The following is a 20845-nucleotide window of genomic DNA, read 5'->3' on the forward strand; positions in this document are numbered from 1 at the left end:
TGGTCGGGGAGCGCACATGTTAGCGCCTCCCACGGCCCGCCGCTCGTCGCCGGGAGCTGCCTTTGGGCGACGCGGGCTCAGGCGGGAATGACCTGGGCGAAGGCGTGGCGAAAGCGCTGCATGTCCTGCTCGTCGCCGATGCTGACCCGTGCCCAGTTCGGCCAGCTGTCCCAGACCCGACCGATCTTCACTTGGCGTGCCGCCAGGGCATCCACCACGTCCTGGGCCGGGCGCTGGACATCGACCATGAAGCAGTTGGCCTGGGAGGCGGTGCAGTTGAACCCGCGTTGCTGCAACCAGGCGATGGTCGCGTCGCGCAATTGTTGGTTGTGTCGCTTGCGCTCGGCCAGCAGGTGCGGGTCTTCCAGGCTGGCTAGCCCTCCCAGCAAGGTCGACGCCGCCGGCACGTTGTAGCCGCCGTAGGTTTCCAGGCGCTCGAGCAGCGCCGGCTGGCCCACGGCTAGCCCCAAGCGAGCCCCGGCCATGCCGTAGATCTTGGAGAAGGTGCGCAGCACCAGTAGCTGCGGGTGCTCCTTGACCAGCGGGATGCAGGTGCTGGCCGTGGAGAAGTCGATGTAGGCCTCGTCGATCAGCATGACCGCCCCCTTGGGCAGGCGCGCCAGGGCCTGCTCGATGGCCTGGCGTGGCGTCAGGGTGCCGGTGGGGTTGTTGGGGTTGCACAGGTAGATCAGGCCCGGCGCCGGGTCGACGGCGAGCATCGTTTGCAGGTCGTGGGCGTGGTTGGCGTCCAGAGGCACCTCATGCACCTTGGCCTGGCGCCCCTCGGCAGCTTCCCTGGGAGCCTCGTAGGAGGGGGTGGCCATGACCAGGCTCGCATCCTGGGTGAAAGCCACGACCGCGTGCTGCAATGCGGCCTTGGAGCCGCAGAAGCTCTGCACATGATCCTCGGGAATGCCCTGCTGGCGGGCGAACAGCGCGTTGAGCCGGTACTGGATCTTGTAGGGATAGCGACCGCTGAGGGCGATGCCTTGCTGCATGGCCTGGCGGCTGGCAGGAGAGGGGCCCCAGGGGCTCTCGTTGAAGTTGATCAGGACATCGGTGGCCGGTGGCGATACCGACGATGGGGCGGGTTCGGCAGCCTGGCTCCAGCCTGGCAGTGACAGCAGCGGCAGGGCGGATGCCAGCCCCATGAGTGATCGGCGCGTAATCTCAACCATCGATAAATCCCTTTCTTATCGTGAAAGACCCCGAGGCGTCTTTTGTCCTGGTTGGACATCGATATGACGGCGGGAAAACAGCGGGATTTAAGCTGGCAATTCAATGGCCATGGGTGAAGCAGGCAGATTTCAGGCATGAAAAAACCGCGCAATGCGCGGCTTCGAAGATGGTGGGCCCACACGGACTTGAACCGTGGACCAAAGGATTATGAGTCCTCTGCTCTAACCAACTGAGCTATAGGCCCTCAGTAGGCGGCGGATTATAACGATGGTTTCTCGGCTGTGCTATCCGAAAAATCGGAAACGCGGATCTGCAGGAAGCTGGCGCAGAACTCCTCCGCTTCCAGGGGCAGGCTGACGATGTAGCCCTGGATCTGTTCGCAGCCTTCCAGGGTGAGGAAGGTCTGTTGTTCCTGGTTTTCCACGCCTTCGGCGATCACCGTGAATTGCATGCTGCGGCCCAGGGCGATGATGGCGCGCACGATCGCCACGTCGTGGGGGTCGTCCGGCAGGCCGCGGACGAAGGATTGGTCGATCTTGAGGAAATCCAGGGGCAGGCGCTTGAGGTAGCTCAGGGACGAGTAGCCGGTGCCGAAGTCGTCGATGGCCAGTTGCACGCCCAGGCGCTTGAGCTGATGCAGGACCTCCAGGGCTTCCTCGGCCTGGCTCATGATGAAGTTTTCGGTGATTTCCAGTTGCAGCAGGCCAGGTTGCAGGTCGTAGTCGTCCAGCAATTGCTCGATGCGCCCCAGCAGGTTGGGTTGGCGCAGTTGTGCGCCGGCCAGGTTCACCGACAGCGGTCCGAAGTTCTCGTAGCGCTGGTTCCAGTCGTGCAGGTATTGGCAGGCCTGCTCCAGGACCCAGTCGCCGATTGGCAGGATCATGCCGTTTTCTTCGGCCAGGGGGATGAAGTGTTCCGGCGGTACTTCGCCGAAGCTGGGGTGGCGCCAGCGGATCAGTGCTTCGGCGCCCACCAGCTCGTGGTTGAGGAGGCTGATCTTGGGCTGGAAGTACAAGGTCAGTTCATTGCGCTCGATCGCCCGGCGCAGTTCATGTTCCAGGGCCACGCGCTCGCTGGCTTGGGCGGTCAGGTCGCGGGTGTAGCGTTCCACGCGGTTGCGCCCCTTGGCCTTGGAGCGGTACATCGCGGCATCGGCGTTCTTGATCAGGGTGGCGACATCGCTGCCGTCCTTGGGGTAAAGGCTGGTGCCGATGCTGGCACTGATGAAGAACTCGTGCTCCCCGGCCTGGAACGGTGCGTTGAAGCAGTTCAGCAGCTTGCCGGCGATGTGGTCGGCGTCGCTGGCTTGGTGCAGGCCTGGCAGCAGGATGATGAACTCGTCCCCGCCCAGCCGGGCCACCGTGTCGATGTCACGCAGCTGCTCCTTGAGGCGTACGGCAATGCCCTTGAGCAGCAGGTCCCCCACGGGGTGGCCAAGGCTGTCGTTGATGTGCTTGAAGCGGTCCAGGTCGAGGAACAGCACCGCACCCTGGCCACCGTTGTCCTGTTGGTTATTGAGTGCGGCCAGCAACCGGCTTTCGAACAGGGTGCGGTTGGGCAGGCCCGTTAACGGATCGTGGTGGGCCTGGTAGTCGAGCCTTGCCTGTGCGTGCTTGAGGCTGGAGATATCGGCGAACACCGCGACGAAGTGGGTGATCTGCTGTTCCTGGTTGCGCACGGCGTTGATCGTCAGCCAGTTGGGATAGAGTTCGCCGTTCTTGCGCCGGTTGGAGATCTCCCCCTGCCAGTGTCCTTCCAGGGTCAGCTGGTGCCACATCGCCGCATAGAAGGCGCTGTCATGCAGCCCTGACGCCAGCAGGCGCGGAGTATGTCCCAGGGCCTCTTTCTCGCTGTAGCCGGTGATTTCACTGAAGGCTCGGTTGACTGCACTGATGCGTTGCTGGGTGTCGGTGATCATGACGCCTTCGGCGGTGCTTTCGAAGACGGTGGCAGCCAGTTGCAGTTTCTCCTGCATCAGCTGGCGATCGGTAATGTCCCGGGCGATGGTCAGCATGCAGTCGTCATCGCCGATGGGAAGCGGCCGGCTGGAGAGCTCGCAAAGGCGGATCTGGCCATCGCTGCGGCGGATATGGCAGGTGAAGTCACGCACGAAACCGTCCCGCTGCAAGAGTTCGAGCATGCGCTTGCGTTCGTTGAGGTTGACCCAGATTCCCAGGTCGAGGGTCGAGCGGTCCAGGGACATGACGCTGTTGAAGCCGGTGATGCGCCCGAAGCCCTCGTTGACCTCCAGCAGCAGGCCATCTTGCTGCCGGCTCAGGAGCAGTCCGTCCGGCGATGCGTGGAAGGCTTTGGCGAACTTTTCTTCCGAGGTCTGCAGCCGCTGCTGGGTTTCCTTGAGTTGGCTGATGTCCCGGACCACCACCACCAGCGCCGCCGTGGTGTCCAGGTCGAAAGGTTCGGCGGAAATCAGCCCGGTGAACAATTGGCCGTTGTGGCGCCGAAAGGACATTTCCAGGTTGCGGATACTCCCGGCTTGCAGGCGCTGCAACAGGCTGGGGCCGACGTCCGGGATGCCCCAGATATTGAGCTGGGTGGCTGTCTGGCCGATCACCTGGGCGGCGCTTAGGCCGATCTGTTCCTCGAATGCCTTGTTGACCTCCAGCAGGCAGCCATCGGACAAGCGGGCGATGACCAGGATGTCCGGGCACTGCTGGAACACCGAGGCGAACTTTTGTTCGGACAGGCGCAGGGCCTCTTCGGTGTGCTTGGCTTCGCTGATATCGATCATCAGGCCGCGCATTACCGGCTCATGGCCGTGCTCGATCAGGCTGACGATGTCGCGGACCCACAGGCAGCGGCCATCGGCGGTGATCACCCGGTAATCGAGGCTGTGGTCGCGTCCGGATTGTACCGCCAGATCGCAAAACGCCTGGGCGCGGGTCAGGTCGGCGGGGTGGATGATGTTGCGCCAGAACCCGGGGATCAACCAATGGGCCAGGGGGTAACCCAGCAGCGGCTCGGCGTGGGGCGAGACGTAGCTGTAGGTGAAGTCGCTGATATTGGCTTCCCAAGCGATGGCAGAGAGGCTTTCGACCAGGCTGCGGTAGTGGTATTCGCTGCTGCGCAACTCCTGCTCCAGGGCGACTCGGCGGGAGATTTCCGAGCTCAGGCGACGGTTGATACGAATGACCACGGCCAGCACGGTGACCAGCAGCAGTAGGCCAGGCAGGCCATAGACCAGTACGTCCCGCCAGAATGTCCGGTGATCGAGCACACTGCCCACCCAGCGTTGCTGGATCGTGCTGATTTCGTCCGGGCTGAGATCGGCCAGGACCTTATCGAGAATGCCTACCAGGATCTTGCTGTCCCGAGGCACGCCCATGGCCAGCTGGTAGCGGTAGGGCGTCTCGCCGCTGACGTAGAGGCCTTCGAGCTTGAGCTGGCGCAGGCTCCAGACACTGGAGGCAAGGTCGCCGACCACGGCATCGACCTTGTCGGTGGCCAGGGCTTGCAGGGTCGAGCTGACGTTCGGCATGGCCACCAGGTTCAGGTCCGGGTGATGGGAGCGCAACAGCTCGTGAGGGGCGTAGTTCTCCACTACGGCAATCTTGAGGCCGTACAGGTCATCGAGATTTCGGGGCTGTGCCCCGCCTTTGTGGGCCAGGATCACGATGGGGAAGTCGAGGTAGGGGCGGGTGAAGGCCATGTAGCTCTGGCGTTCGGGGATCGACATGATCCCCGGTAGCAGGTCCAGCTTGCCTTGCTTGGCGTCTTCGAGAACGGCGGTCCAGCTGGCAGGTTCTATAGGCTTGAGGCTGATGGACAGGCGTTCCTGGATCAGCTGGATATAGTCGGCCGCCAGGCCCTGGTAGCGGCCTTCTTCGTCGCGAAACTCAAAAGGTGGCCAGGAGGCATCCACGCCCAGGCGCAGTTCCGGGTGAGTCTTGAGCCAGCTACGTTCTTCGTCGGTGAGAGTCAGTGCGCCAGCCGTTGCGGTCCAGGTAAGCAGCGCCAGCAGGAGCATGGCCGACAGTCTGGGCATAACCGTCTCGTTATGGAGCGGATGAATGCTTCGAGTGTAGACGGGGTATTTGGCGGGGAAAGGTGAAGGGGCGGCAAAAAGCAAAACCCCCAGCAGGGCTGGGGGTCTTGGGCTTACTCGTCGAGGAAGGAGCGCAGATGCTCGCTTCGCGTCGGGTGGCGCAGCTTGCGCAGCGCCTTGGCTTCGATCTGGCGAATCCGCTCACGGGTGACGTCGAACTGCTTACCAACTTCCTCGAGGGTGTGGTCGGTATTCATGTCGATGCCGAAGCGCATGCGCAATACCTTGGCTTCACGAGCGGTGAGGCCGGAGAGTACTTCGCGTGTCGCTTCCTTGAGGCTTTCCACGGTGGCGACATCGATTGGCGACTGCATGGTCGAGTCTTCGATGAAGTCGCCCAGATGGGAGTCTTCGTCATCACCGATCGGGGTTTCCATGGAGATCGGCTCTTTGGCGATCTTCAATACCTTGCGGATCTTGTCCTCAGGCATTTCCATGCGCTCGCCCAGCTCTTCCGGGGTCGGTTCGCGACCCATTTCCTGGAGCATCTGCCGGGAAATACGGTTGAGCTTGTTGATCGTCTCGATCATGTGCACCGGGATACGGATGGTGCGAGCCTGGTCGGCGATCGAACGGGTGATCGCCTGGCGAATCCACCAGGTGGCATAGGTCGAGAACTTGTAGCCGCGACGGTATTCGAACTTGTCCACCGCTTTCATCAAGCCGATGTTGCCTTCCTGGATCAGGTCGAGGAACTGCAAGCCGCGGTTGGTGTACTTCTTGGCGATGGAGATCACCAGACGCAAGTTGGCTTCAACCATCTCTTTCTTCGCGCGACGGGCCTTGGCCTCGCCGATCGACATGCGACGGTTGATTTCCTTGATCTCGGCGACCTTAAGGCCGGTTTCGGTCTCAAGCGCAGTCAACTTCTGCTGGCAACGGACGATGTCCGGCTGCAGGCGGGCAATGGCTTCGGCGTACTTGCTCTTGCCTTTGGCCAGGGCCTCGGTCCAGCTTTCATCCACTTCGTTGCCGGGGAACTGGCGCAGGAAGTCGGCACGCGGCATGCGGGCATCACGCACGCAAAGCTGCATGATGGCGCGTTCCTGCTGGCGCAGACGATCCAGGGCGCTGCGTACGCGCTCGACCAGGCCTTCGAATTGCTTCGGTACCAGCTTGATCGGCATGAACAGCTCGGCCAGGGCCAGCATTTCGTCGATAGACTGCTTGTTCTCGCGGCCATGCTTCTTCAGGGCCTTGCGAGTGACTTCCAGCTGATCGGCGACGGCGCCGAAACGCTGTGCGGCGACGACCGGATCCGGACCGCTTTCGGCTTCTTCTTCGTCTTCGGAAGCTTCACCGTCTTCGTCTTCGCTGTCGTCGTCCTCTTTCGCCGACTTGGTGTCGACAGGTGGAGGAATCTCGGCAGCGGGCGGGGTAATGCCGTCGTCCGGGTCGATATAACCGCTGAGGACGTCAGACAGGCGGCCACCTTCGCTGGTGACGCGAGCGTATTCGGCGAGGATATGGTCTACCGTGCCAGGGAAGTGCGCGATCGCGCCCATCACTTCACGGATGCCTTCTTCGATACGCTTGGCGATTTCGATTTCGCCTTCACGTGTGAGCAGCTCTACGGTACCCATTTCGCGCATGTACATGCGCACTGGGTCGGTAGTGCGACCAATGTCGGTTTCCACAGCCGCCAACGCAGCGGCGGCTTCTTCAGCTGCTGCTTCATCGGTATCGGCTTCGGCCAACAAAAGGGCATCCGCATCCGGAGCACTCTCGAATACGTTGATCCCCATGTCGTTGATCATGCGGATGATGTCTTCCACCTGTTCCGGATCTGAAATATCCTCCGGCAGGTGGTCGTTGACCTCCGCGTAAGTCAGGTAACCCTGCTCACGTCCACGGCTGATCAACTCTTTGAGGCGAGACTGCTGTTGCGCTTTTCCGGACATAACACCCTATCCACTGAAGGTCTTGGCGGGCAAAAAACAAGCCGAGGATTATACCCGAGCTATGACCTCACGCGCCAGTTGAGGTCGGGTTTGATGCGGGAACATTGCGTTTTAGAAGCTCAACCAGCTGTTTTTTCTCATCGCTGCTGAGCTCGCTTTGACGCGATTTCCTGAGAAGTTGGTCTAAAACACGCTCGCGTTGGCGAGCTGACAAGCTGTTAATGGTGTCGAAAAACTGTTGTTCAAGGTTATCTCCGTCGATTAACCACTCTTTTTCCGCCAGTGCGTTAAGTAGATTTCCTTGCGAGGTGCCGTGCCAGCGCGCCATCAGCTGATGAATAGAGCGTAGCTGAGGATTTTTCTGCACGGCTTCGATCAGGGCTACCAGCAACTGTGTATTGGTGTTGTCGTCATCGGCAAAGTGCCCGGCATCTTCAACTTTTTTTGCCAGCTGAGGATGGTGCAGCAAGGTTCGCAGGGCTGACTGGATGGGCGGCTCCACTGTTGCAGGCGTTCGCGGGCCGCGGGGTTGGTCGCGATCGCCCTGGCGCTTGCCCTTGCCGTTCTTGTCCCAGGGCTTGTTTTCCCATTTCTTGCCGCCGCTCTTCTTCGGCGTCCACTCCTGCTGTGGGACGTACGCTTCCTGGTGCGGCTCATTGTAGTCGGCGTAGTCCGGCATGCCGTCGTAGTCGATGCCTGCGTCGTAGTTCGGCGAGGCTTGCGGCACGGGATTGTGAGCCAGTTGATTGACTGTCTCGTTGCTAAGACCCGTGATCTCGGTGAGGCGCTGGCGCATCAGGATGCGCAGGTTGGCCCCTGGAATCTTTTCGATCAGCGGTGCTGCCAGCGTTGCCAGGTGAGCCTTGCCTTCCAGCGAGCGTGGATCGGCTTCCTCGATCAGTTGCTGGAAGAAATAGTCGGCCAGCGGTTGTGCGTGCTGGTTGATCCGGGCAAGGAACGCGTCGGTGCCTTCCGAGCGAACCAGGGTATCGGGGTCTTCTCCTTCCGGAAGGAACAGGAAGCGCGCCCGACGTCCGTCCTGCAGGCAGGATAGCGTGGCCTCCAGGGCACGCCAGGCGGCCTTGCGCCCAGCTTGGTCGCCGTCGAAGCAGAACAGCACATTGGGCACGATGCGGAACAGGCGCTTGAGGTGTTCTTCGCTGGTGGCGGTGCCCAGGGTCGCGACGGCATTGCGCAGGCCCTGCTGGGCCAGGGCGATCACGTCCATGTAGCCCTCGACGACGATGATTTCGTCGAGGTTGCGATTGTTCTTGCGGGCCTCGAACAGGCCGTAGAGTTCCTGTCCCTTGTGAAACACCGGGGTTTCCGGGGAGTTCAGGTACTTGGGCTTGTCGTCTCCAAGCACGCGGCCGCCGAAGGCGATGATCCGGCCGCGAGTATCGCGGATCGGGAACATGACCCGGTCGCGAAAACGGTCGTAGCGTTTACCGGTCTCGGCATTCTCGATCAGCAGGCCAGCATCGATCATGGCTTTCTGTTGTAGGGTGTCGCTGCTCAGGTGCTTGAACAGGTTGTCCCAGCCGGGAGGGGCAAAGCCCAGGCCGAAATCCCGGGCGATCTCGCCGGTGAGCCCGCGTCCCTTCAGGTAATCCACTGCTGCCTTGCGTGCGGGGTGGCTTTTCAGGGCCTGGCGATAGTAGTCGGCGGCGGCGGTGAGCAGTGGGTACAGGGGCGAGTCGGTGGGTTGGCGAGGCTTGCGCTGGCCACGGCCGCTTTCCTCGCGCGGCACTTCCATGCCGGCGGCTTTCGCCAGTTCCTCGACGGCCTGGGGAAAGTCCAGGTTGTCGTGGTCCATGATAAAGCCGAGGGCGTTGCCGCCGGCGCCGCAACCAAAGCAGTAATAGAACTGCTTGTCGGGGCTGACGCTGAAGGAGGGGGTCTTTTCCTTGTGGAACGGGCAGCAGGCGGTGTAGTTCTTGCCAGCCTTCTTGATCTGCAGGCGCGAGCTGACGACATCGACGATGTCGGTGCGGTTCAGAAGGTCGTCAATAAAGCTCTGGGGAATAAGCCCGGCCATGGCGTTCTCGTCATCACTGCGGGGAAAAATAGCCCTGGCGATGTCGTCGAAAGATCTAGGGCGAGGCGTGAGGAGTGCGCGGTTCGACCCGGTTCTTCGGCGTGGTCGCAGTCGGGAAGTGTATCTGCCGAACGTCCACTGACGTTAGCTTCAATCAGTATTCGAGTATCTGAAAGATGTTGCTCCGGCAGCAAGCGTCGAGTGGGCTTCAAAGCTCACCAGGCCAGTACCGGGGAGGGCGCCTTGGGCGCAGGAACTCAGTAAGGGCGTGCTCGTCAGTAGCCTTGGAAGGCTCGTCAGAAAAGACGTGCACCGCTGGCAAGAGCCAGGTCTGACGTGATGAAGCAGATTTGCCTGGGTCACCAGGGTGACTTTGGCAGTGAAGCATCAAGCGTGATCCGCAAATGCCATTAGCCCGGCTGAAGGCCGGGCTTGGCAGAAGCTTGCAGCGAACGTCTGTGTATTAGTACAGGCGTACGGCGCGGCGCTGTTCGCGCTGAACTTTCTTGGCGTGACGCTTAACAGCAGCAGCTGCTTTGCGCTTACGCTCGGAAGTCGGCTTCTCGTAAAATTCGCGGCTACGAACTTCAGCCAGAACACCGGCTTTTTCGCAGGAGCGCTTGAAACGACGCAGAGCTACGTCGAAGGGTTCGTTCTCTTTAACTTTGACGGCTGGCATCCAGAGCTACCTTCATTCATTACCGGGGTCAACGTTCTCGTCGTGAAAAAATCGCGGCTAAGATCGTCGGTTTTTAAGGGTTGCGGATGTTAACCCCTCGCCGCCAGGAATGCAAAGCCTCTGATCGAAAACCGCTGGTCGGGCGAGGGAGTGGCGACTATCATGCGCGCCTTCGAATTCAGCCCCTGCAAGGCGCAAACCCATGCTAGTACTGGGATTAGAAACTTCCTGCGACGAAACCGGCGTCGCGCTTTACGACAGCGAGCGAGGCCTGTTGGCCGATGCGCTATTCAGCCAGATCGACCTGCATCGCGTCTATGGCGGCGTGGTGCCGGAACTGGCGTCCCGTGACCACGTCAAGCGCATGCTGCCCCTGATTCGCCAGGTCCTGGCGCAAGCCGACTGCGTGCCCACAGAGATCGATGCCATCGCCTACACCGCCGGTCCCGGTCTGGTGGGGGCCCTGCTGGTAGGTGCCTCCTGTGCCCAGGCACTGGCCTTTGCCTGGGGGATTCCGGCCCTGGGGGTGCACCACATGGAGGGGCATTTGCTGGCGCCGATGCTGGAGGCACAACCGCCACAGTTTCCGTTCGTCGCTTTGTTGGTGTCCGGTGGACATACCCAGCTGGTCAGGGTCGACGGTATCGGCCAATACGAACTGTTGGGCGAGAGCCTGGACGATGCTGCTGGCGAGGCTTTTGACAAGACCGCCAAGCTGATCGGCCTTAATTACCCTGGCGGTCCCGAGATCGCGCGCCTGGCGACCCAGGGCGTGCCGGGGCGTTTTGTCTTCCCGCGCCCGATGACCGACCGCCCAGGCCTGGAGTTCAGTTTCAGCGGCCTGAAGACGTTTGCCTTGAACACCTGGCAGCAATGTGTCAGCGCTGGAGACGACGGTGAGCAAACCCGTTGCGACATCTCTCTCGCCTTCCAGCAGGCGGTTGTGGACACTCTGACCATCAAGTGCAAGCGTGCCCTGAAGCAGACTGGCCTCAAGAGCCTGGTGATCGCCGGTGGCGTGAGTGCCAACAAGGCCTTGCGGGCTTCCCTGGAAAACATGCTCGCCGAGATGAAGGGTCATGTGTTCTACGCCCGGCCGGAGTTTTGTACCGACAACGGGGCGATGATTGCCTACGCTGGCTGCCAGCGGTTGCAGGCGGGGCAAAAGGAAGACTTGGCGATCAGCGTCCAGGCTCGCTGGCCCATGGAGCAATTGTCGGCCTTGTGAGGGCCCAGCGCCGAGGTCGCCCGCTGAAGCGTTTCATTGGTGGGATTCAAAAATGCCGTTCGCGCCCGGCGAACAGGTCGCGTAGATTGCCGCGGTGGCGCCAGACGATCAGCAGCGTGAGTACGCTCATCGGCAACAGCGCCTCGGGTTCCTGCCAAGCCAGCAGTGGCAGGGTCAGGGGCGTAGCGATCAAGGCGGCCAATGAGCTGGTGCGGGTCAGGTAGAAGGTCAGTCCCCAGGCGGCGATGGCCAGCAGGGCGGCCGGGGGATAGAGCCCCAGCAGCATGCCGGCGGCGGTGGCGACACCCTTGCCGCCACGAAAGCGGAAGTACAGCGGGAACAGGTGCCCGAGCACGGCGTAGAGCCCGATCCAGGCCTGTTGTTGCAGTGACAGCCCGGCAAGATGGGCGATCAGCACGGGGACCAGGCCTTTGCACAGGTCCCCCAGCAGGGTCAGGATCGCGAGCTTCTTGCCGGCCAGGCGTAGCATGTTGGTGGCGCCGGCATTACCGGAGCCGCTCATGCGCGGATCGGGATTGCCCGTGACGCGGCTGAGCAAGATAGCGAAGGACAGAGAGCCGAGCAGGTAGGCGAGAATCGCCAGTGACCAAAACATGCTAACTATTCCGGGCGAGGACGCCCTGATTCTAACGGCGCATTGCGCCCTTGTCGTGCTGCGGAGAAGAGTGCTTGGACAGAGTGTTTATCGAGGGACTGGAAGTCGACACCGTGATTGGCGCCTACGACTGGGAGCGCGGCATTCGCCAATGCCTGCGCCTTGACTTGAGTTTTGCCTGGGACAATCGCCCGGCCGCCGCTGGCGACGACCTGACGCTGGCCCTGGACTACGCCAGCGTATCGGCCCGGATCCAGGCGTTTGCCGAGCAGGCCCAGTATCAGTTGGTGGAAACCTTTGCCGAGCGCCTGGCCGAGGTGCTGATGGGCGAATTCAATATTCCCTGGCTGCATTTGAAGCTGACCAAGCCCGGCGCCGTCCCGGCCGCCAAGGGCGTTGGCGTGGAGATCGAGCGCGGATGTCGCTGACTCAGGTATTTCTAGGACTTGGTAGCAATATCGAGCGTGAAGTCCATTTGCGGGCCGGACTCGATGCATTGGCTGGCTTCCTGGTGGACATGCGTTGTTCGGCCGTGTTCGAAAGCCAACCGGTCGGAATCAAGAGCGGGCCATTCTTCAATCTGGTGGTCTCGGCTTTTACCGACCTGCCCCTGATCGAACTGGATCGTCGCTTGAAGTTCATCGAGGCCGATAACGGGCGCTACGCCCCCGATCGCAAGGGGCTGCCGCTGGATATCGATGTGCTGCTCTACGGTGACCTGACCGGCAACTTCGATGGCTTGGTCTTGCCGCGTGCGGAAATCCTGAAGAACGCCTTTGTGCTGTGGCCTTTGTCGCTGATGGCCCCAGAGCGAGTGCATCCCCTAGCAGGCAAGAGCCTGGGGGCTCTCTGGGAAGAGGCGCAGATCGACCAGGTGTTGGCGCCTGTGGCTTTTGAGTGGCGTGGCGTGCAATTGACTCCGGCAGACCTCTAGGCCGGGGTTTATTCCATGCGGACAAGGCAACCTTGTCCGCATGTCTTCAAGAGGCGAACTGCTCTTTGTAGGCCTTGAGTGCTTTCAGGCGCTCCAGTCGCAGTGCTTCTCCCAATTGTGGCCCTTTGAAGCCTTGTTCCAACAAGGGCTGCACCGCTACCGCACGAGCGGCGCTGGCTGCGCCACGCAGGTAGTCGGCTTGCGGGTAGGGGCGGGATTCGAGGCCGAGCCGGCCACGTGCGTCCATCTCGCAAGCGGCAACGAACTCCTCGAAGCGTTGCGGGCGTCGGAAGACGTCGAAGCTTTGCAGCAGCTCCAGCAGCGTCGAGGCCTTGAGTTCCTGGGCGCGGTGAGCGTGGGTGTGGTATTGGCCCACCAGCATTGCCAGCTCCTGGCATTCCCTGGGCACCTTGAAGCGTTTGTTGATTGCCTTGATCAGCTCCAGGCCGGCCTGCTCATGACCGATGTGCCGCGGCCATTCTTCCTGCGGCGTAACACCCTTGCCCAGATCGTGCAGCAGGCAGGCCCAGCGCACGCTCAGCGGTTGCCGGTGCAGGGCCGCTTGTTGCAGGACGCTCAGGGTGTGCAGCCCGGTGTCGATCTCCGGGTGGTGAAGCGCCGGCTGGGGAACCCCGAATAGTGCATCGATCTCTGGCATCAGTTCTGCCAGGGCACTGCAATCATGCAGGACCTGGATAAAGACCTGGGGCTGATCCTCCATCAGGGCGCGGGAGATCTCTTTCCAGCTGCGCTCTGCCGTCAGGGCCTGCAATTCGCCTGAACGACTGAGCTGGTGCATCAGTTCGAGGGTCTCTGGCGCGACGCGAAAACCCAGCCCGGCATAGCGCGCAGCAAAGCGGGCAACCCGTAGAACCCGCAGGGGGTCTTCGGCGAACGCCGGGGAAACATGCCGCAGCAGTCGGTCTTCTAGATCCTTCTGGCCGTTGTAGGGGTCAGTGATGGCCTGCTGCTCGTCCTCGGCCATGGCGTTGATGGTCAGGTCGCGGCGGATCAGGTCCTCTTCCAGGGTGACCTCGGGACTGGCATGGAAGGTGAACCCGCCGTAACCGCGCCCACTCTTGCGCTCGGTCCGGGCCAGGGCATATTCCTCGCCACTTTTGGGATGCAGGAACACCGGGAAGTCCGCACCGACCGGGCGAAAGCCCTTGTCGATCATTTCCTCGGCGCTCGCACCGACCACGACCCAGTCGATATCGGTAACCGGCCTGCCGAGCAAGCGATCACGTACCGCACCGCCGACTTTGTAAATCCGCATAAAAAACCTCCGTTAGCGCGACAGGATACCCCTTGTGGCGGCCTAACGGAGGCTTGTGGGACCGCCTAGAGGTGGATGACTGCCAGGTCCAGGCGCCCGTAGTCGTTTTCCCCGTGGTCGTTCTTGGGCGGCACGTGGTGGGTCTTCATCACCTGGTCGCCTTGCAGGGTTTCCAGGTGGATGTCGAAGCCCCATAGCCGATGCAGGTGCTTGAGTACCTCGTCGGTGGATTCTCCCAGTGGTTTGCGGTCGTGTTGCTGGTGGCGCAGGGTCAGCGAGCGGTCGCCGCGCCGGTCGATGCTCCAGATCTGCACGTTGGGTTCACGGTTGCCCAGGTTGTATTGAGCGGCCAGGGTCTCGCGGATGACGCGGTAGCCGCTTTCGTCATGGATGGCCGGGACCAGCAGGTCGTCCTTCTGATCGTCGTCCATGATGCTGAACAGCTTGAGGTCACGGATCACCTTGGGCGAGAGGTACTGCAGGATGAAACTCTCGTCCTTGAAGCTGCTCATGGCGAACTTGATGCTCGACAGCCAGTCGGTGCCGGCCAGTTCCGGGAACCAGCGGCGGTCTTCCTCAGTGGGCTCTTCGCACATGCGGCGGATGTCCCGGTACATGGCAAAGCCCAGGGCGTAGGGGTTGATGCCGTTGTAGTAGGGGCTATCGAATCCCGGCTGGAACACCACGCTGGTATGGGAGGCCAGGAACTCCATCATGAAGCCGTCGGTGACCAGGCCTTCGTCGTACAGGTCGTTCATCAGCGTGTAGTGCCAAAAGGTGGCCCAGCCTTCGTTCATTACCTGGGTCTGGCGTTGTGGATAGAAATACTGGGCGATCTTGCGCACGATCCGCACGATCTCCCGTTGCCAGGGCTCGAGCAGCGGAGCGTGTTTCTCGATGAAATAGAGGATGTTTTCCTGGGGCTCTGCCGGGAACCGCGCATTGTCCTTGTCGCTATTTTTGTCCGCACCCTTGGGAATGGTGCGCCACAGATCGTTGATCTGCTTCTGCAGGTGCTCTTCGCGATCCTTCTGCCGGCGCCGTTCCTCTTCGGCGGAGATCGGATAAGGGCGCTTGTAGCGGTCGACGCCGTAGTTCATCAAGGCATGGCAGGAGTCGAGCAGATCCTCCACGGCGTCGATGCCGTGGCGTTCCTCGCATTGGGAAATGTACTGCTTGGCAAACACCAGGTAGTCGATGATCGAACTGGCGTCGGTCCAGGTGCGGAACAGGTAGTTACCCTTGAAGAAGCTGTTATGGCCATAGCAGGCATGGGCCACCACCAGGGCCTGCATGCAGATGGTGTTTTCCTCCATCAGGTAGGCGATGCAGGGGTCTGAGTTGATGACGATCTCGTAGGCCAGGCCCATCTGGCCACGGCTGTAGGATTTTTCTGTGCTGAGGAAGTGCTTGCCATAGGACCAATGGTGGTAGCCCAGCGGCATGCCCACCGAGGCATAGGCGTCCATCATCTGCTCGGCGGTGATCACTTCGATCTGGTTGGGGTAGGTGTCCAGGGCATAGCGAGCCGCGATACGGCTGATTTCGCGGTCGTAGGCCTGGATCAGCTCGAAGGTCCATTCCGAGCCGGTGGAGATGGGCTGGCGCTTCTGCTCTCTGGCGGTCATGTCACTAACCTGCGCTGGAAGAGTTCACGGAAGACCGGATAGATATCTCCGGCCGAAACCAGTTGTTGCTGGGCAAACGTCTCGGGAAAGGCTTCGGCGATACGTTCGTACTCGAACCACAGGGCCTGGTGTTCCCGAGGCGTGATCTCGACGTAGGTGTAGTACTGCACGAACGGCATGATCTGGTTGATCAGGATATCGCGGCAGATGGGTGAGTCGTCATTCCAGTTGTCGCCATCGGAGGCCTGGGCGGAATAGATGTTCCATTCATTGCTCGGGTAACGCTCGGCCATGATCTCCTGCATCAGCTTCAGGGCGCTGGAGACGATGGTCCCGCCGGTTTCCCGCGAGTAGAAGAATTCTTCCTCGTCCACTTCCCGGGCGCTGGTGTGATGGCGGATGAAGACCACGTCGATCTTGTCGTAGTTGCGCTTGAGGAACAGGTACAAAAGGATGAAGAAGCGCTTGGCGATGTCCTTGGTGGCCTGGGTCATGGAGCCGGAAACGTCCATCAGGCAGAACATCACTGCCTTGGAGCTGGGATTAGGTTGCTTGACCAGCAGGTTGTACTTCAGATCGAAGGTGTCGAGGAATGGCACGCGATGAATTCGCGCGCTCAGGCGTTCGATTTCTGTTTCAAGTTCTTGTATGTCGCCGAAGTTGTCCGGTTCTTCGCGTTTCAGGCGAGCCAGCTCCTCCTTGGCCTCGCGCAGTTTGGCGCGGCTGCTGCCGGACAGGGCGATGCGTCGCGCATGGGCAGAGCGCAGGGTGCGGATGATGTTGATCCGCGATGGGTTGCCTTCGTTGCTGATCCCGGCCCGCACTGTCTTGAAGGTATCGGTGCCCGTCAGGTTGCGCTTGACCAGGTTGGGCAGCTCCAGGTCCTCGAACATGAACTCGAGAAACTCCTCCTGGGTGATCTGGAAGACGAATTCATCCATGCCCTCGCCGGAGTTGCCGGCCTTGCCGCGACCACTTCCACCCCCTCCACCGCCTTGGGGCCTGGCGATATGTTCGCCGGCGGTGAACTCCTTGTTGCCTGGATGGACCACGGTCTGCTTGCCGCCGCGGCCGTGATGCAGCACCGGCTCGTCGATATCGCGCCCGGGAATGCTGATCTGCTCGCCATGCTCCATGTCGGTAATGGAGCGCCGGCTGACGGCTTCTTCGACGGCTTTCTTGATGTGGTCGCGATAGCGCCGCAGGAACCGCTGGCGGTTCACGGTGCTCTTGTTCTTACCGTTCAAGCGTCGGTCGATTACGTAGCTCATAGACCCCTCCGGGGAGCTTCAAGTCGTAAGCTTCAAGCTGCAAGTGAAAGCACCGTCAGATCCCCGAGTCGAGGCTCACGGCCTTTCTCCTGCAGCTTGTAGCTAGAAGCTTGCAGCTGCTTTACTGCGATTTCCTGACCCGCAGGTACCATTCCGACAGCAAGCGTACCTGCTTGTCGGTGTAGCCACGCTCCACCATCCGGGTGACGAAGTCGTTGTGTTTCTGTTGATCCTCCTTGCTGGCCTTGGCGTTGAAGCTGATGACCGGCAACAGGTCCTCGGTGTTGGAGAACATCTTCTTCTCGATCACCACCCGCAGCTTCTCGTAGCTGAGCCAGGTGGGGTTCTTGCCGTTGTTGTTGGCCCGGGCGCGCAGCACGAAATTGACGATCTCGTTGCGGAAGTCTTTCGGGTTGCTGATGCCCGCCGGTTTTTCGATCTTTTCCAGTTCTTCGTTGAGCGCCACGCGGTTGAGGATCTCGCCGGTTTCCGGATCGCGGTATTCCTGGTCCTGGATCCAGAAGTCCGCGTACAGCACGTAGCGGTCGAAGATGTTCTGGCCGTACTCGCTGTAGGACTCCAGGTAGGCCGTCTGGATTTCCTTGCCGATGAACTCGATGTAGCGCGGTGCCAGGTATTCCTTGAGGAAGCGCAGGTAGCGCTCGCGGGTTTCGGCCTGGAACTGCTCCTGTTCGATCTGTTGTTCCAGTACGTACAGCAGGTGTACCGGGTTGGCCGCCACTTCATGGGGGTCGAAGTTGAAGACCTTGGACAGGATCTTGAAGGCAAAGCGGGTCGAGAGGCCGTTCATGCCTTCATCGACCCCGGCGCTGTCGCGGTACTCCTGGATCGACTTGGCCTTCGGATCGGTGTCCTTGAGGTTCTCCCCGTCATAGACGCGCATCTTGGAGTAGATGTTGGAGTTCTCCGGCTCCTTGAGGCGCGAGAGCACGGTGAATTGCGCCAGCATCTTCAAGGTATCCGGGGCGCAATGGGCCTTGGCCAGGGAGCTGTTGAACAACAGCTTGTCGTAGATCTTCACTTCGTCGGTCACGCGCAGGCAGTACGGCACCTTGACGATATAGATCCGGTCGATGAAGGCCTCGTTGTTCTTGTTGTTGCGGAAGGTGTGCCACTCCGATTCGTTGGAGTGGGCCAGCAGGATGCCAGTGAACGGGATCGCCCCCAGGCCCTCGGTGCTGTTGTAGTTGCCTTCCTGGGTTGCGGTCAGCAATGGGTGCAGCACCTTGATCGGCGCCTTGAACATCTCGACGAACTCCATCAGGCCCTGGTTGGCCCGGCACAGTGCCCCGGAATAGCTGTAGGCGTCAGCGTCGTTTTGCGGGAATTCCTCGAGCTTGCGGATATCCACCTTGCCCACCAGGGCCGAGATGTCCTGGTTGTTCTCGTCGCCAGGTTCGGTCTTGGCCACCGCGATCTGGTTGAGGATCGACGGATACAGCTTCACCACCCGGAACTGGCTGATGTCGCCACCGAACTCCGACAGGCGCTTGGTCGCCCAGGGCGACATGATGGTGTTCAGGTAGCGCCGGGGAATGCCGAAGTCTTCCTCGAGGATGGCGCCATCTTCCGTGGCGTTGAACAGCCCCAGTGGCGATTCGAAGACGGGTGAGCCCTTGATGGCATAGAAGGGGACTTTCTCGATGAGCTGCTTGAGTTTTTCGGCCAGGGACGATTTACCGCCACCCACCGGGCCCAGCAGGTAGAGGATCTGTTTCTTCTCTTCCAGGCCCTGGGCGGCATGGCGGAAGTAGGAAACGATCTGGTCGATGCACTCTTCCATGCCATGGAAGTCTTCAAAGGCCGGGTAGCGCCGGATCACCTTGTTGGAAAAGATTCGCGACAGCCTCGAGTTGGTCGAGGTGTCCAGCAGTTCGGGTTCGCCAATGGCCAATAGCAGGCGCTCTGCGGCCGAGGCATAGGCGCTGCGGTCCTTCTTGCACAGTTCGAGGTATTCCTGCAGGGAAAACTCTTCCTGGCGCGTGGATTCGAAGCGTTGTTGGAAGTGGCTAAAAATACTCATGACGTCACCTCGCTCGATACGTGGAGCCGGCTACGGATCAGTCAGTCAAGTGCTGGCATGCAACTGATGAAGTTCCAGTTGCTGTTTACCCCCCAGAACACTTTCAAAGCTATCGAGCTTGAAAGCTAGTACCGATGACCCGCTCGCCGGTGTACCGGCTCTCCCCTGATTTGGATGGCCTGTGGCTAAGGATAGTTCGGAATCGCAGAGGTCAAGGGCGGATGGCGGATTAGTTGCGCGCTACCGTTCGTCTGGTGTTGCGTCAGCCCGCGTAGATCACGGGCTAGAGCGGTAGAAAAAAATTATTCGGCGTTGCCCTGGGCGATTTCGGCCGGGTAGATGTTGCGCCACAGTTCGAAGCCTCCATCGAGGCTGTAAACGTCTGAGAAACCCTGGCTGACCAGGTAGGCTGCGGCGCTCTGGCTGGAGTTGCCGTGGTAGCACACGACCACTAGCGGTGCATCCAGGTCGGCTGCGCGAATGAAATCGGAAATGGAGTGGTTGTCCAGGTGCACCGAGCCGCTGATGTGGTTCAGGGCATAGGTTTGCGGGTCGCGGATATCCACTACAACGGCGCCTTGTTCGCGCAGTGCCTGGGCCTGTTCGGGGGGGATACGTTTGAATTCGCTCATGGCGGACTCCTGGTTTGTCGGTCGGCTCCGTCTAGCAGACGGGCAGGGATTGGGTGGAGGCGGGCGCCACATGGCCATGGGCGTCGCAGTCGCAGTTCAGGCGCAGTCCGGTGTCGACGTTCATCAAGGTCATGGAGCCGCCCCAGACGCAGCCGCTATCCAGGGCAATGATCCCGGGTTCGTTGCTCTGGCCTTCGAGGGCTGCCCAGTGACCGAAGATGATCCTGATCTCCCGGGTCTTGCGCTCCTTGTGGCTGAACCAGGGGGCGTAGCCCGGTGGTGCCGTGTCCAGGCCTTCCTTGGTCTTGAGGTCGAGTTTGCCTTCGCTGGTGCAGAAGCGCATGCGAGTGAAATAGTTGGTGATGACTCGCAGGCGGGTGATGCCCTTGAGGTCGTTGTCCCACTTCGCCGGGTCGTTGCCGTACATGCCCTCCAGGAAGGGTTCGAACAGGCTGTCGTCCTGCAGGGCGAGCTCGACCTCGGTGGCGTATTTCTGTGCTTTCTTCAGTGACCACTGGGGGGCGATGCCGGCGTGTACCAGGGCGGTCTTGCGTGCTTCGTCGTAGTGCATCAGCTTTTGCTGGCGCAACCATTGCAGCAGCTCCTCGCAGTCCGGGGCTTCGAGGATTTCTCGCAGGGTGTCGGACTTTTTCAGGCGCTCGACATTGCGCCAGGCGGCCAGCAGATGCAGGTCGTGGTTGCCCAGCACGCAAACCAGCGAGTCGCGGATGGAGTACAGGTAGCGCAGGGTTTCCAGGGACTGCGGGCCGCGATTGACCAGATCCCCGACCAGCCACAACCGATCCCGAGCAGGGTCGAACGCCACCTGCTCAAGCAGGCACTGCAGCGGTTCCAGGCAGCCTTGCAGGTCGCCAACGGCGTAGGTGGCCATCAGTGCAGCGCTCCGGGGACCGCGAGGCGGAACGGCGCGATGATGGCGTCGAATTGCTTGCCGTCCTCGGCCAGCATTTGATAGCTGCCCTGCATATTGCCAACCTGGGTGGTCATCACCGTGCCGCTGCTGTAGGTGTGGCTCTTGCCGGCGGCGATCAGTGGCTGTTGGCCGACCACGCCGGCGCCGCGCACTTCTTCCACATGGCCGTCGCCATCGGTGATCACCCAGTGCCGGGACAGCAGCTTGGCGGGTAGCGAGCCGTTGTTCTGGACGGTGATGGTGTAGGCGAAGGCGAAGCGATTCTGTTCGGGTTGCGATTGGTCGGCCAGAAAGTGGGTGACGACGCTGACGTCGACCTGATAGCGAGGATCGGACATGCAAAGGGCCTTTAGAGCAAAGCGGACGCGGGATAGAAGCTGACGCCGGTCAGTCTAGGTCAAGTAGCGGGTAGTAGACCAGCC

General features: G+C 61.0%; 16 protein-coding genes and 1 tRNA gene. 3 read left to right on the forward strand and 14 right to left on the reverse strand.

Annotated elements, in window-relative coordinates; genetic code table 11:
• Positions 1–77: 77 nt before the first annotated feature.
• The 6 genes from ptaA to rpsU all read right to left on the reverse strand — a co-directional run bounded on the left by ptaA (position 78) and on the right by rpsU (position 9860).
• Positions 78–1178 carry a pyoverdine biosynthesis transaminase PtaA gene (gene ptaA, locus C4K39_RS19775; protein ID WP_124347238.1) on the reverse strand — a complete coding sequence of 367 codons (1101 nt, stop codon included), beginning with the start codon at positions 1176–1178 and terminating at the stop codon, positions 78–80.
• Positions 1179–1346: 168 nt separating this feature from the next.
• Positions 1347–1423, reverse strand: a tRNA-Ile gene (locus tag C4K39_RS19780).
• 15 nt (positions 1424–1438) lie between these two features.
• Positions 1439–5182: a bifunctional diguanylate cyclase/phosphodiesterase gene (locus tag C4K39_RS19785; protein WP_068575613.1), complete on the reverse strand. Its 3744-nt coding sequence runs from the start codon at positions 5180–5182 to the stop codon at positions 1439–1441.
• 113 nt (positions 5183–5295) lie between these two features.
• Positions 5296–7143: an RNA polymerase sigma factor RpoD gene (rpoD, locus tag C4K39_RS19790; protein ID WP_124347239.1), complete on the reverse strand. Its 1848-nt coding sequence runs from the start codon at positions 7141–7143 to the stop codon at positions 5296–5298.
• Positions 7144–7210: 67 nt separating this feature from the next.
• On the reverse strand, positions 7211–9181 hold the full coding sequence (dnaG, locus tag C4K39_RS19795; protein WP_124347240.1) for a DNA primase: 1971 nt from the start codon (positions 9179–9181) through the stop codon (positions 7211–7213).
• A gap of 463 nt (positions 9182–9644) precedes the next feature.
• The gene (gene rpsU, locus C4K39_RS19800; protein ID WP_002551877.1) at positions 9645–9860 is read right to left on the reverse strand and encodes a 30S ribosomal protein S21; all 216 of its coding nucleotides are present in this window, start codon (positions 9858–9860) and stop codon (positions 9645–9647) included.
• 202 nt (positions 9861–10062) lie between these two features.
• Here rpsU and tsaD point away from each other — a divergent pair, with 202 nt between their 5' ends.
• Positions 10063–11088 carry a tRNA (adenosine(37)-N6)-threonylcarbamoyltransferase complex transferase subunit TsaD gene (gene tsaD, locus C4K39_RS19805; RefSeq protein WP_068575607.1) on the forward strand — a complete coding sequence of 342 codons (1026 nt, stop codon included), beginning with the start codon at positions 10063–10065 and terminating at the stop codon, positions 11086–11088.
• Positions 11089–11134: 46 nt separating this feature from the next.
• Here tsaD and plsY read toward each other — a convergent pair whose 3' ends face one another.
• Complete coding sequence (plsY, locus tag C4K39_RS19810; RefSeq protein ID WP_068575605.1) at positions 11135–11704, reverse strand: glycerol-3-phosphate 1-O-acyltransferase PlsY; 570 nt, start codon at positions 11702–11704, stop codon at positions 11135–11137.
• 74 nt (positions 11705–11778) lie between these two features.
• Here plsY and folB point away from each other — a divergent pair, with 74 nt between their 5' ends.
• Together folB and folK are read left to right on the forward strand one after the other, a co-directional pair.
• The gene (folB, locus tag C4K39_RS19815; RefSeq protein ID WP_068575603.1) at positions 11779–12132 is read left to right on the forward strand and encodes a dihydroneopterin aldolase; all 354 of its coding nucleotides are present in this window, start codon (positions 11779–11781) and stop codon (positions 12130–12132) included.
• Positions 12123–12638 (forward strand): 2-amino-4-hydroxy-6-hydroxymethyldihydropteridine diphosphokinase, encoded by a 516-nt coding sequence (gene folK, locus C4K39_RS19820; protein ID WP_068575601.1) that lies wholly within the window; start codon positions 12123–12125, stop codon positions 12636–12638. Before folB ends, folK begins: the two co-directional genes overlap by 10 nt.
• 46 nt (positions 12639–12684) lie before the next feature.
• Here the strand turns inward: folK and C4K39_RS19825 are convergent, their stop codons facing one another.
• From C4K39_RS19825 to apaG, 7 genes are all read right to left on the reverse strand, one after another.
• The gene (locus tag C4K39_RS19825) at positions 12685–13914 is read right to left on the reverse strand and encodes a multifunctional CCA addition/repair protein (protein WP_124347241.1); all 1230 of its coding nucleotides are present in this window, start codon (positions 13912–13914) and stop codon (positions 12685–12687) included.
• Positions 13915–13979: 65 nt separating this feature from the next.
• Positions 13980–15542, reverse strand: a complete 1563-nt coding sequence (locus C4K39_RS19830) for a SpoVR family protein (protein WP_068575598.1) — start codon at positions 15540–15542, stop codon at positions 13980–13982.
• The gene (locus C4K39_RS19835; RefSeq protein ID WP_068575597.1) at positions 15539–16813 is read right to left on the reverse strand and encodes a YeaH/YhbH family protein; all 1275 of its coding nucleotides are present in this window, start codon (positions 16811–16813) and stop codon (positions 15539–15541) included. Before C4K39_RS19835 ends, C4K39_RS19830 begins: the two co-directional genes overlap by 4 nt.
• A gap of 121 nt (positions 16814–16934) precedes the next feature.
• A complete protein-coding gene (locus C4K39_RS19840; protein WP_011063831.1) occupies positions 16935–18857 on the reverse strand; it encodes a PrkA family serine protein kinase in 1923 nt (640 codons plus the stop codon).
• Between the two features lie 302 nt (positions 18858–19159).
• Entirely contained in the window at positions 19160–19489 is a 330-nt protein-coding gene (glpE, locus tag C4K39_RS19845) for a thiosulfate sulfurtransferase GlpE (protein ID WP_068575596.1), read from the reverse strand.
• Between the two features lie 31 nt (positions 19490–19520).
• Entirely contained in the window at positions 19521–20381 is an 861-nt protein-coding gene (locus C4K39_RS19850; RefSeq protein ID WP_068575594.1) for a symmetrical bis(5'-nucleosyl)-tetraphosphatase, read from the reverse strand.
• Complete coding sequence (gene apaG / locus C4K39_RS19855; protein WP_068575592.1) at positions 20381–20761, reverse strand: Co2+/Mg2+ efflux facilitator ApaG/CorD; 381 nt, start codon at positions 20759–20761, stop codon at positions 20381–20383. The genes C4K39_RS19850 and apaG overlap by 1 nt, the downstream gene beginning before the upstream one ends.
• Between the last annotated feature and the right edge of the window lie 84 nt (positions 20762–20845).

It is taken from the genome of Pseudomonas sessilinigenes (genome assembly GCF_003850565.1).
Taxonomy (GTDB): Bacteria; Pseudomonadota; Gammaproteobacteria; order Pseudomonadales; family Pseudomonadaceae; genus Aquipseudomonas; species Aquipseudomonas sessilinigenes.